The organism is Paraburkholderia sp. USG1, assembly GCF_031570135.1.
GTDB classification, from domain to species: domain Bacteria; phylum Pseudomonadota; class Gammaproteobacteria; order Burkholderiales; family Burkholderiaceae; genus Paraburkholderia; species Paraburkholderia dioscoreae.
The window spans coordinates 25,558-38,628 of sequence record NZ_JAMWXW010000008.1 but is presented as its reverse complement, the minus strand read 5'-3'; the positions used below and the strand labels follow the sequence as shown (position 1 = coordinate 38,628).

7 protein-coding genes are annotated in these 13,071 nt (G+C 63.2%); 6 read left to right on the top strand and 1 reads right to left on the bottom strand.

Annotation, left to right across the window (positions count from 1 at the left end):
• The first annotated feature begins 48 nt into the window (after positions 1–48).
• Both zwf and NE850_RS12695 read left to right on the top strand, forming a co-directional pair.
• Positions 49–1,656 carry a glucose-6-phosphate dehydrogenase gene (zwf, locus tag NE850_RS12700; RefSeq protein WP_035516847.1) on the top strand — a complete coding sequence of 536 codons (1,608 nt, stop codon included), beginning with the start codon at positions 49–51 and terminating at the stop codon, positions 1,654–1,656.
• Positions 1,657–1,691: 35 nt separating this feature from the next.
• Positions 1,692–2,492: an ROK family protein gene (locus tag NE850_RS12695; protein ID WP_165189534.1), complete on the top strand. Its 801-nt coding sequence runs from the start codon at positions 1,692–1,694 to the stop codon at positions 2,490–2,492.
• 55 nt (positions 2,493–2,547) lie between these two features.
• On the opposite strand, the gene NE850_RS12690 is transcribed toward NE850_RS12695, so the two are convergent.
• A complete protein-coding gene (locus NE850_RS12690; RefSeq protein ID WP_310698823.1) occupies positions 2,548–3,543 on the bottom strand; it encodes an aldo/keto reductase in 996 nt (331 codons plus the stop codon).
• A 454-nt stretch (positions 3,544–3,997) separates the two neighbouring features.
• On the opposite strand from NE850_RS12690, the gene NE850_RS12685 reads away from it, so the two are divergent.
• The 4 genes from NE850_RS12685 to NE850_RS12670 all read left to right on the top strand — a co-directional run bounded on the left by NE850_RS12685 (position 3,998) and on the right by NE850_RS12670 (position 12,942).
• Positions 3,998–6,196, top strand: a complete 2,199-nt coding sequence (locus NE850_RS12685; RefSeq protein WP_007178513.1) for a TonB-dependent siderophore receptor — start codon at positions 3,998–4,000, stop codon at positions 6,194–6,196.
• 67 nt (positions 6,197–6,263) lie between these two features.
• Positions 6,264–6,947: a Fe2+-dependent dioxygenase gene (locus NE850_RS12680; RefSeq protein ID WP_007178512.1), complete on the top strand. Its 684-nt coding sequence runs from the start codon at positions 6,264–6,266 to the stop codon at positions 6,945–6,947.
• On the top strand, positions 6,944–7,666 hold the full coding sequence (locus tag NE850_RS12675; RefSeq protein WP_007178511.1) for a PepSY-associated TM helix domain-containing protein: 723 nt from the start codon (positions 6,944–6,946) through the stop codon (positions 7,664–7,666). Before NE850_RS12680 ends, NE850_RS12675 begins: the two co-directional genes overlap by 4 nt.
• Before the next feature lie 329 nt (positions 7,667–7,995).
• Complete coding sequence (locus tag NE850_RS12670; RefSeq protein WP_007178510.1) at positions 7,996–12,942, top strand: response regulator; 4,947 nt, start codon at positions 7,996–7,998, stop codon at positions 12,940–12,942.
• The last annotated feature ends 129 nt before the right edge of the window (positions 12,943–13,071 follow it).

Below are 13,071 nucleotides of genomic sequence, written 5' to 3'. Positions count from 1 at the left end.
TTTTATGTATCACCACGTTCGTTCCATCGGTTTCCAAAAGTGAATCCCATGTCGACTACACCGAATACCCGAGCAACCGATCACCCCGTCGCCAGTCAACCGCCGAGCTGCAAAGTCAGCATGAATCCGCAGCAGGCGCCGGCATCGCCGGCCGGCAAGCGGCCCGCGCCGCCTTGCACGCTGGTGATCTTCGGCGCCGGCGGCGATCTGACCAAACGGCTCCTCATGCCGGCGCTCTACAACCTGGCGGTGGATAGCCTGCTCGACGGCGGCATGAAAATCATCGGCGTGAATCATGGCGCGCGCGAGACGAGCGAGTGGCGCGACGAACTGCACCAGTCGCTCGAGCAGTTTGCCGCCGACAAGGCCAGCACCTTTCACGCCGGCAAGCTCGACGACCAGGCATGGGACTGGGTCGCGCAACGGCTCGAATACATGGCCGGCGAATTCGAAACCGACGACACCTTCGCGAAGCTCAAGCAGAAGCTCGAGCAAACGCCGGGCGGCAACGTGATCTTCTATCTCGCGGTCAGCTCGCGGTTTTTCGAGCCGATCGTCGAGCGCCTCGGCAACGCGGGTTTGCTGAAAGAGGGCGACGGCGGCGGCTTTCGCCGGCTGGTGATCGAGAAACCCTTCGGTAGCGATCTCGCTTCGGCACGCGATCTGAACGCGCATATCCTGTCGTTCGCGAAAGAAACACAGGTGTATCGCATCGATCACTTTCTCGGCAAGGACACCGTGCAGAGCATTCTCGCGGTGCGCTTCGCCAATGCGCTGTTCGAACCGATATGGCGGCGCGAATATATCGACAGCGTGCAGATCACCGCTTCGGAAACGATCGGCGTGGAAGGGCGCGGCAAGTTCTACGAACAGACCGGCGCGTTCCGCGACATGGTGCCGAACCATCTGTTCCAGCTGCTCGGCATGGTTGCGATGGAGCCGCCCAATTCGTTCGACGCCGAAGCCGTGCGCGACAAGAAAGCCGAAATCTTCGACGCGATCAAGCCGCTGACGCCCGACGACGTCGTGTTCGGCCAATACGAAAAAGGCCCGGCCGGTGTCGGCTACCGTGAGGAGCCGAACGTCGCGCCGGACAGCAAGACGGAAACCTACGCCGCGGCGCGCGTGTTCGTCGAGAACTGGCGCTGGGCCGGCGTGCCGTTTTATCTGCGCACGGGGAAACGGTTGGCCGGGCGTCGCACGGAAATCTCGGTGCAACTGAAACCGGTGCCGTTCCGCCTGTTTCGCGATACACCCGTGGACGCGCTCACACCGAATGTGTTGACCCTGCGCATCGATCCCGCACACGGCACGAGATTCGACTTCAATGTGAAAACGCCTGGCCCGGTTATGCAGATCGGTGCGGTGCAATCGTCGTTCGACTACGGCGACTTTTTTGCGGAGCGCGCCAACGTCGGCTATGAGACCTTGCTCTACGACTGCATGCTCGGCGACGAGACGCTGTTCCAGCGCGCTGACAGCATCGAAACGAGCTGGTGCGCGGTGGACGACGTGTTGCACCCCGAATCCGGCGGCGCGATGCCGGTGCATGGCTATCCGGCCGGCAGCGAAGGTCCGGCGGAAGCAGACGCGCTATTGGCGCGCGGCGGTCACGCATGGCGGCCGTTGCAACGGGATGTCGTGGAGAAAAAGTAATTCGACGAGCCGCACCAACACAACCGGGGGACACCGTGGCAGCACGTAAGACGAAAGTGACAAGCACTACCGAACGAATTCTGGCGATCGACGTTGGCGGCACGGGTTTGAAAGCCGCGATCATCGACGCGGACGGCAAGATGAAAACCGAACGCGTGCGGGTGGCGACGCCGCATCCCTGTACGCCGGATCAACTCGTGGACGCGTTAGCGAAGCTGGTTGCGCCGCTCGTCGCGCAGGAGCCGCCCACGCGGATGTCGATCGGCTTTCCGGGCGTGGTGCGCAACAACCGTATTCTGACCGCGCCGCACTTCGGCGTTGAAGGCTGGCACGATATTGCGCTGGCTGATTCGCTGGCGCAGCGCCTGGGCGGATTGCCGGTTCGCATGATCAACGACGCCGAGATGCAAGGTTTCGCCGCGATCTCGGGTCAAGGCCTCGAATTCGTGCTGACACTCGGCACGGGTGCTGGTACGGCAATGTTTCGCGACGGAGAGTTGATGCCGCATCTGGAGCTTGCGCATCACCCGGTCAGCAAGAAGGGCGTGGCGTACGACGAATATATCGGCGATGCTGCGCGTAAAAAAGTCGGAAACAAGCGCTGGAACCGGCGCGTTCAGAAGGTTATCGGGATTCTGGCGGCGCTGGTGAACTACGACAAATTGTGGATTGGCGGCGGCAACGCCGCGCGCCTCACGATCGATCTCCCGGCAAACGTGGCGACCGTTTCGAACGATGCCGGCATTGAAGGCGGGGCGCGTCTATGGCATGCGAGGTCCATGCGTGAGACGCGCCAATTGCCGGAAGCGAATGAGCGGACGGGCCGCTTCAAATGACCTTCACGCGGCGCGGTGCGGGTTGCGCGGTTGCCGTCGCAACAGGTGACTCCGCTTAACGCGCCGCGTCGCCCCAACGGTATTCCACGCTCGCTTCATCGAGTTGCGTCTTGATCTGCGGATCGAGCACGAAATCGGCAGCCGCGAGCGTATCGCTCAACTGCTCGGCGCGGCTCGCGCCGATAATCGCTGACGTGATGAGCGGATTCGCCAGCACCCAGGCGAGCGAAACGCGCGTCAGCGATTCGCCGGTTGGCGCCGCGATGGCTTTCAGCTGTTCGATCGTTTCGAACTCGCGTTTATGCCAATACCGCTGGTGATACATTGCACCCGCCTTGCCGACGGTTTCAGTGAAACGGCCGGGCGCCGGCGTGACATCCAGTTGATGTTTGCCCGTGAGCAGACCACCCGCGAGCGGGTTGTACGGCATCACGGCTAATTGCTCTTCGCCGGCGAGCGGCAGCAACTCCCGCTCGATCTGGCGAAACAACAGGTTATAGCGAGGCTGCACGGAGACGAAGCGCGCCACGCGCAAAACATCGGCGCGACCCAGGGCGCGCGCGAGTCGATAGGCAAGAAAGTTCGATACGCCGATATAACGCGCCTTGCCCGAGCGCACGATCACGTCCAGCGCTTCGAGCGTTTCGTCGAGCGGCGTGTTCGCGTCGTCGGAGTGAAGCTGGTAGAGGTCCACGTAATCCGTGCCGAGGCGCTGCAACGACGCGTCGATGGCATCCAGCAGATGCTTGCGCGAGGCGCCCTGATCCCACGCAGACGGTCCCATCTTGCCCACCGCCTTGGTCGCCAGAATGAAGCGGTCGCGCTTGCCCTTCAGCCAGCGTCCGACAATCTCCTCCGTGCGGCCGGCAATACCCTCGCCGCCGCCGAGCGGATACACGTTGGCCGTATCGATGAAATTCACGCCGGCATCCGCCGCCGTGTCCAGAATGCGATGCGAGACGTCTTCTTCGGTTTGCAGGCCGAAGGTCATCGTGCCGAGGCATAGGCGCGAAACAGTCAGGCCGGTGCGGCCAAATTTGCGGTATTGCATGGTCAACTCCGGGGATGAACGGAACAGTTCGATATGCAGTGTTGCAAAAAGGATAAACCGTAGCGAGATTTAGTGTCGGCGGCGATTGCCACAAGCTGTTAGTTATTTGAAGGATTTCAGGTGACGCATTTGTCCCTTACGGCTCTGAAAGCCTTTTGTTTTCATGCATGTCGTATTACAAACAAGTAATAATCCGTGACGAAACGGGCATCAAATATTACATAAACCATACATTCGTAAAATATAGAAACAATTCTGTTACGAGGGGTAAGCGACTTCGCGATTGATGCAGATTTATGCGTGTGGAATGATAGCGATTCTCATTTAACCACAGCCAGCCATCCCGTCATCGGTGCCGTGCGCACGAGACCGGCAGCCAGCCAATTTGCGACTTCGTCATCGATTCCATCTCAGGTATGCGAATCGGGCAAGCGCATCTCTGACGGGATTTCCCATGTTCAACCACACGCCGCTTGCGACTGCGTTAGCGCTAGCCTTTGCCGTTCCCTTTGCGACTCCGGCGGTCGCGCAGACTGCTCCGCAATCCGCGTCGCAGCCGTCAACCGCGAATGCAAATTCAACCGCGACGACCACCGCCGACAGCGGTACCTTGCCGGCCATCGGTGTCTCGGCGCAGGCAGAACAACAGGACTTCCAGGCAGAGCGTTCCACGGTCGGCGCAAAGACGCCCACGGCGTTGCGCGATATTCCGCAGACAGTCACCGTCATCAACAAGGCTGTATTGCAATCGCAAGGCGCCACCTCGTTCCAGGACGCGTTGCGCAACGCGCCCGGCGTGACCATCGGCGCGGCCGAAGGCGGCCAGATCGGCAACAACATCAACCTGCGCGGCTTCACCGCACAGAACGACATCTATCTGGACGGTTTCCGCGATCGTAACCAGTACTATCGCGACACGTTCGACCTGGAAGAACTCGAAGTGCTGTACGGTCCGTCGTCGATGCTGTTCGGCCGCGGTTCGACGGGTGGCGTGATCAACCAGGTGAGCAAGAAGGCGAACCTGAAGGACTCCGCGGAAGTCACCGGCATGATCGGCACCGACGATAAATATCGCAGCACCATCGACGTGAACCACAAGCTGACGGATACGTCGGCGATTCGCCTGAACGCATTCGGCCAGAGCCTGGGTTCGACGCGCGATGAGATGAAAAACAAGGATTACGGCATCGCGCCGGAAGTGCGCTTCGGGATCGGCACACCGACCGAAGTCACGATCTCCGCGCTGATCCAGCACAACTACGACATGCCCGACTACGGCGTGCAGGCCTTGAACGGCCACCCGTCGCCGGTGCCGAAGAATACGTTCTACGGCTTGACCACCGACCGCACGATCCAGGACGTGCAGACGGTCACCGCCGCGGTCAAGCACAAGTTCTCGGACAACCTGATCCTGACCAACCAGACGCAGTTCTCACACTCGATGACCGACGCGCGCGAAACCGCCCCGCAATCGGTGTTGACGGGGCCGCTCGCCACCAGTCCCGCGTTGAGCAACGGCAATTTCACGAAGCTCTCGCCTTCGCAACTGTTCATCAAGTTGCAAAGCCACGACCGGGTGATCGAGAACCACTCGTTGTACAACGACACGATGCTCGAATACAAGTTCGTCACCGGCCCGATCAAGCACGACCTGATCGCCGGTGTCGATCTCGGTCACGACAGCTATTCGAATCAGGCGTACACGCGTAACAACCTGCCGGTCGTTTCGATGGTGAATCCGGCGTATCTGTCGTCGCCCGCGGGTGTGACGACGACGGTCGGCAACTACGCGGACTCCGGATCGAACGAAATCGGTGCGTACCTGAACGACACCGTTTCGATCGGCCGGCAGTGGAAGGTGATTGGCGGTTTGCGCTGGGATCGCTTCCAGGCGCAGATTCACAACTCGATCAGCGCGCCGGGCTACGCGACCCAAACCAACTTCTTCACCAGCGTGCGCGCTGGCGTGATTTATCAGCCGACCGACTGGCAGTCGTACTACGTGTCGTACGGCACGTCGTTCAATCCGTCGCTCGAAGCGCTGACAGTGACCAATCTCACGCAGAACCTTGCGCCCGAGTCGACCAGGTCGTACGAAGTCGGCGGGAAATGGGATCTGCTCGGCGGCAATCTCTCGGTGACGTCGTCGTTCTTCCGCGAAGAAAAGACCAACGCGCGAACGCAGGTTTCGCCGACCGAATACGAGCTCGACGGCGACGTCCGTGTCGACGGCTTCCAGGCCGGCGTGACGGGCCACATTACCGACAAGTGGCAGGTGTTCGGCGGCTACACGTACATGGACGCCGTCATCCTGAGCGCGCGCGACGGCACGCAGGGTCACGTGCCGGCCAACACGCCGCGCAATACGCTGACGTTCTGGACCACTTATGCGCTCACGCCGCATTGGGAAATCGGCGGTGGCCCGACCTATATGTCGCCGCGCTATGCGTCGAACACGAACTACGTGCAGGTGCCGGGCTACACGCGCTGGGATGCGACCGCCGCGTATCACGCGAAGAAATACGACGTCCGCCTGAACCTGCTGAACCTGACCAACAAGCAGTACTACGACGCGCTGATTCCGTCGGACGGTGGCCGTTCCGTGCCGGGTATCGGACGCACGTTGCTGGCGACGTTCGACTACCGCTTCTGATACGCGCTGGGCACATGCGTTAGGCTTGCCGTTTTCGAACGCGGCAAGCCGACGCGAAGGAAACATCATGTTGCTGCATATCCCGAATGTACTGAATGCCGAGCAGTTGCGTATCGTGCGCGAGCGGCTCGACACGGCCGGCGACGCGTGGGTCGACGGCCGCGCAACCGCCGGCTATCAGGGTGCACCAGTCAAGCGTAATCAGCAGATCGCCGAGCACACGCCGATTGCGCGCGAGCTCGGCGACGTGATTCTCGCGTCGATCGAGCGCAACCCGCTGTTCATCAGTTCGGTGTTGCCGAACCAGGTGTACCCGCCGCTCTTCAATCGTTACGAAGGCGGCATGCAGTTCGGCAGTCACGTCGACGGCGCAGTGCGCGTGCTGCCCAACGGCGTGAAGCTGCGCACCGACGTCTCGGTGACGCTGTTCATTTCCGACCCCGCGGACTACGACGGCGGCGAACTCGTGATCGAAGACACGTACGGCGTGCAGCAGGTCAAACTGCCGGCCGGTGACATGATCGTCTATCCGGCGACGAGTCTCCATCAGGTCACGCCGGTCACGCGCGGTGTGCGGGTCGCCAGTTTCTTCTGGGTGCAAAGCCTGGTGCGCAGCGACACGCAGCGCGCCATGCTGTTCGACATGGACACGGCCATTCAAAGGCTGAATGCCACCAACGCCGACGACGCCGCGCGCCGCAGCCTCGTCGGCATCTATCACAATCTGTTGCGTACCTGGAGTGAACCGTGAGCGTACCCGAGGCAATCGACATTCAATCGCCCGCGGGCATCGATCACGCGTCGCGTGAACCGCAGCGGCTCGACGAGGGCCAGTTGAAAGCACGGCAGCAGCGCTCGCGCCGCGCCACCTTCGTCAAATGGTTGCGCAAAGTGCATGGCTGGATCGGCCTGTGGGGCGCGGCGCTGGGTTTGCTGTTCGGCACCACGGGGTTTCTGCTGAACCATCGCGGTGGCCCGCTGCGGGTATCGACTGGCGAGCCGCAAGTCGCGCTGTTGCAGGTGCCGTTGCCGCAACCGGCGCCGCAAACGCCGCGCGAGCTCGGCAAATGGCTCAAGCACGAACTGAAACTGGCGGGCACGCCGGGGCGCGTACAGAAAGAGCCGGCGCATCCGGTCGCGTGGGGCGATCGCAGCATCGTGCAGCCGGAGCACTGGCAGCTCAACTTCGCGTCGCCTCGTGAGAACACGTCCGCCGAATATTGGGTGGGCAACGGTTATGTGACCGTCAAGCGCAGCGAGAACACCTTTCTCGCGATGCTGACGAATCTGCACAAAGGCGTCGGCTTGAGCGTCGGCTGGGTGCTGCTGATCGACACGCTGGCCGGCAGCATCATTCTGCTGTCGCTCACCGGTGTGCTGCTCTGGACGGAGCTGAATAAACGCAAGACCGTCGGTGCGGTACTGGTGCTGGGGTCGATCGTCGCCGCGTTGTGTGTCGGGTTGATATAAAAGCCGCTGCGGGCAGGGCCTGGTCGGGAGAAATCGACCGCCCTGTCTGACCTGCGATCGGGAAGATCGCCAGGCCTGCGCCTTTGCGTCAAGGTACGTTTTACCGGTATTTCAGTTCGCTTCGCGGCATCTCTCTCCGCCGACGCCGCCCCGTTCTGCATAAGCCTTCGCCGCGTGCCGCGAAAGGCCGGCTCATCGGGCCGCGGCGTAACCTCTCACCTTCCTCCCTCATCCCGCTACGTGCGAGAATCGCGCTACATCGGTTGCGCGATGATCGTTGGCCATCCGTCGTATCAGGCATCGCTTTTGCAACGGCGGTTTGCACGAATATGAGCCGTCGCGTCGAGGAGATCGCGTTGAAAGAGCCGGACCGCTTCGTGTCGGATGCATTGCCCGACGGCTTTGCCGCGCCGTCCTTCCTCGCCGGCGGCGGCGAGCTGGGTGCGCTCATCCGCGCTTACGACTGGACGCAGACTGCGCTTGGCGCGCCCGAGAACTGGCCGCAAGGGCTGAAGATCGCGATCCGTATCATGCTCACGTCGCGCCAGCCGATCTGGATTGGCTGGGGCGACGAGCTGCTCTATTTTTACAACGACCCATATAAATCGATCATCGGCGGCAAGCATCCGGCCGCGCTCGGCCAGCCGACCAAAGTCGTGTGGCGCGAAATCTGGACCGATATCGAGCCGCTTCTGAACACCGCGCTGGCGGGCGCCGAAGGCATCTTCGTCGAACAGAAGCTGCTCATCATGGAGCGCAACGGCTTTCCCGAGGAGACGTATTACACCTTCTCGTACAGCCCGATTCCCGGCGACGACGGCGAACCCGGCGGCATCATCTGCGCCAACAGCGACGGCACGGCGCAGGTGATCGGCGAACGGCAACTGGCGTTGCTGAAGGAACTGGCGGCGGTCAGCCCGAACGGCCGCGACTGGCGCGAGGCTTGCGAACTCAGCGCGCGCGCCTTGCAGGCTAACCCGCAAGACCTTCCGTTCGCCCTGTTATATGCCGCCGAGCCGGGCAGCGACACGCTCGCGCTGGTCGGCGCGTGCGGCATCGAGCCGGGCCACGCGGGGGCGCCGCAAACCATGAAGCTCGACGGCGAGGCGCCTTGGCCCGTCGTCGACGTGCTCGATACGCAAGCGCCGCTGCGGGTGGGCGATCTGACACAGCGGTTCGCCACCGCGTTGCCGAGCGGTCCGTGGCATCTCCCGCCGCAGCAGGCGGTTATCCTGCCGGTGTCGCCCGGCAGCGAGTCGGCGCAAACGGTGGTTCTGGTCGCTGCGCTGAATCCTTGCCGTCTTTTCGACGACGCCTATCGCAGTTTCCTGAACCTGGCCGCCGGTCAGATCGGCGCGGCGATCGGCTACGCGCGGGCGTACGAGGAGGAGCGGCGGCGCGCGGAAGCGCTAGCCGAAATCGACCGCGCGAAAACCACGTTCTTCTCCAACATCAGCCACGAATTCCGTACGCCGTTGACGCTGATGCTCGGCCCACTCGAAGAACTGCTCGCCAAGCCGCAGCTTGCCGCAGGCGGCGACCAGGCACGGCTAGGCAGCGACATCGAGGACCGCGCGCTGATCGAGATCACGCATCGCAACGGCTTGCGGCTGCTGAAGCTCGTCAACGCGCTGCTGGACTTCTCGCGCATCGAGGCGGGACGCATGCAGATTCACATGCAACCCACCGATGTCGCATCGTTCACGGCCGAACTCGCGTCGCTGTTCCAGTCCGCGATCGAAGCGGCCGGCCTGCGCCTCGAAGTGGAGATTCCGGCCGCGCCCGTGGTCGCGCAGCTCGACCGCGAGATGTGGGAAAAGGTCGTGATGAACCTGCTGTCGAACGCGTACAAGTTCACGTTCTTCGGCACGATTCGCGTCGCGGTTCGCGTGCTTGCCGGCGTTGGCGTCGAGGTCAGTGTGACGGATAGCGGCATCGGTATTGCCGAGGAAGAAGTGCCGCGCCTCTTCGAACGCTTTCATCGCGTGGCGGGCGCGCCGGGACGCTCGGTCGAAGGCAGCGGCATTGGGCTCGCAATGGTGCAGGAACTGGTCAAACTCCACGGCGGCGCGGTGCGGGTGGACAGTGTGCCCGGCGAAGGCGCGTGCTTCACCGTCTCGCTGCCGCACGGCGCCGTGCCGGTCCAACCTGATGAAGAAGCCGTGCATGCCGCCATGAGCAAGCACGCGCGCACCTATGTCGATGCGGCGTTGCGCTGGAGTCCCGAGAACGAGATCGTCGCCGACGCGCCGGCTGGCGCGACACCGGCTGGCGCGGCGCCGCCCGTGGTTGCGTCAGTCGCCGCCGCGCGGCTGCTGGTCGTCGACGACAACGCGGATCTGCGCGAGTACATGAGCCGTATCCTGCGCGCGGCGGGCCACGACGTGCGGCTTGCCACCGACGGGCAGGCCGCGCTCGAAGCCGCGCGGCAGGAGCGCCCCGATCTCGTGCTCTCCGACGTGATGATGCCGCGCCTCGACGGCTTCGGCCTGCTGCGCGCGTTGCGCGCCGATCCGGAGTTGCGCGACACGCCGGTGCTGATGCTGTCCGCCCGCGCGGGTGAGGAAGCGCGCGTGGACGGCATCGAGCACGGCGCCGACGACTATCTGACCAAGCCCTTCTCGGCGCGCGAACTGCTGGCCCGCGTGTCGGGCAACCTGCAACTCGCGCGCCTGCGCCGCGAGACCGAGACGAAGCTGCGCGAAGAATCGCGCACGCTGGAGATTCTCAATCGCGTCGGCTCGACGGTGGCCGCCGAACTCGATCTGAACCGCGCGGTGCAGATCGTAACCGACGCGGCCACCGAACTGACCGGCGCCGCGTTCGGTTCGTTCTTCTATAACGTGCTCGACGATAAGGGCGGCAGCTACATGCTTTACACGCTGTCCGGCGTGCCGAAGGAAACCTTCGAGCAGTTTCCGATGCCGCGCAACACGGCGGTGTTCGCGCCTACGTTCATGGGCGAAGGCATCGTTCGTGTCAGCGACATCACGCAGGATCCGCGCTATGGCCACAACGCGCCGCATCGTGGCATGCCGGAGGGTCATCTGAAGGTGCGCAGCTATCTGGCCGCGCCCGTGCAGTCGCGCAGCGGTGAAGTGGTCGGAGGGCTGTTCTTCGGTCATCCCGAGCCCGGCGTGTTTACCGAACGCGCTGAGCGGATCGTGGCCGGCATCGCCGCGCAGGCGGCCATTGCCATCGACAATGCGCGTTTGTACCGGGCCGCGCAAACCGAAATCGCCGAGCGCACCAAGGCGCAAAGCGCGCTGCGCGATCTGAACGAAACGCTGGAGCGCCGCGTGATCGAGACGGTGGCGGACCGCGACCGTCTGTGGGAGTTGAGCGAGGATCTGCTGGTGGTGGCCGATATCGAAGGCCGCTTGCAGCGCGTGAGTCCGTCATGGAGCAATGCGCTCGGTCACAATACGCATTGGCTGATGTCGCGTTCCTATGTCGATCTGGTTCACCCGGATGACGTAGAGGTGGTCCGCACCCATCTGGCCGAACTGCGGCGCACGGGCGTGCCGGTGCGTTATGAAAACCGCTTCAGGCGGATCGACGGCACGTGGCGCTGGGTTGCGTGGACGCTCGCGCTCGATCCCGACACGGCGCGCATTCACGGCGTGGGCCGCGACGTCACCGCCGACAAGGAAACCACCGAGGCCTTGCGGCACGCCGAAGAAGCGCTGCGCATGGCGCAGAAGATGGAAGCGATCGGCAAGCTTACGGGCGGCGTTGCGCACGACTTCAACAACTTGTTGCAGGTGATAGGCGGCAATCTGCAACTGCTGGCGAAAGACGTCGCCGGTTCCGAGAAGCCCGAGCAGCGCGTGCGCAATGCGCTCGCAGGCGTGGCCCGCGGAGCTAACCTCGCCTCGCAACTGCTGGCGTTCGGGCGGCGTCAGCCGCTGGCGCCGAAGGTCGTCAATCTCGGCCGCTTCGTGCGCGGACTCGACGACATGCTCAGACGCGCGCTTGGCGACGGCGTCGAAATCGAAACGATCGTGTCGGGCGGCTTGTGGAATACGCTGGTCGATCCGTTCCAGGTCGAGAACGCGCTGCTGAATCTGGCGATCAACGCGCGCGACGCCATGAACGGCCACGGCAAGCTCACCATCGAAGCCGGCAACGCTGCGCTCGACGACGCCTACGCCAAGCGCAACGCCGAGGTCACGCCGGGCCAGTACGTGATGCTGGCGGTCACCGACACGGGTGCCGGGATGCCGCCGGAAGTGCGCGAGCGCGTGTTCGAGCCGTTCTTTACGACCAAGCCCGAAGGTCAGGGCACGGGCCTCGGCTTGAGCATGGTGTATGGCTTCGTCAAACAGTCCGGCGGCCATGTGAAGATCTACAGCGAAGAGGGTCACGGCACGACGATTCGCATCTATCTGCCACGGGTGCGCCAGCAGGAAGACCTCGAAACGAATATCGACGCCGGTCCTGCCAAGGGCGGCACGGAAACCGTTCTGGTGGTCGAGGACGACGAGGAAGTGCGCACGACGGTGGTCGAAATGCTTTCCGATCTCGGCTACCGTGTGCTGAAAGCGAAAGACGCGCAAAGCGCGCTCGCGATCGTCGAAAGCGGTGTGCCGATCGACGTGCTGTTCACCGACGTGGTGATGCCTGGTCCGCTACGCAGCACCGAACTCGCTCGCAAGGCGCGCGAACGGTTGCCGGCGATCGCGGTGCTGTTCACGTCGGGCTATACGGATAACGCGATCGTGCATTCCGGGCGGCTCGACGAGGGCATCGAATTGCTCAGCAAGCCCTACACGCACGAAGCGTTGGCGCGCAAAATTCGCTACGTGCTGCAAACGCAGAATCCGCAGGCGGCTGAAATCGCCGAGGCCGGGCAGCATCTTCTAGAGATCGATCCGCTGGCTGTACCGGATAGCGCCGGCAGCGTCGCCGCTCAGCCGCGGCTGCGGATTCTACTGGTGGAGGATGACGAGCTGATTCGCGCAAGCACCGCCGAATTGCTGCGCATGTTCGACTTCGACATTCTGGAGGCCGAAGGGGAGCATGACGCGAAGCAGATTCTGAGCGAGCATGCGATCAGCGTGATGCTGACCGACGTGGGGCTGGCGGGTAAGTCGGGTGTGGATCTCGCGCTGGAGGTATGTGCCGTGCGACCCGATCTGCGCGTGATCTTTCTGACCGGCTACGACCTCGTGCTGACGCCGGCGCAGCGCAAGGTCTTGCCGCACGCTATCCTGCTGCGCAAGCCGTACGATCTGCTCGATCTCATCGACGCGCTGAAAACGCCGCTGCGCTAGAGCCGCTGCGCAAAGCTAGATCCACTGCGCAAAGCCGGTGAGGCCCGGCAGCGCTTGCCGGCCTCTCAGCGCACAAGTGCGCGCTCGCGCTAGAATTCCCGCAGACCGCCACATGCTCGCTCAGCCGGA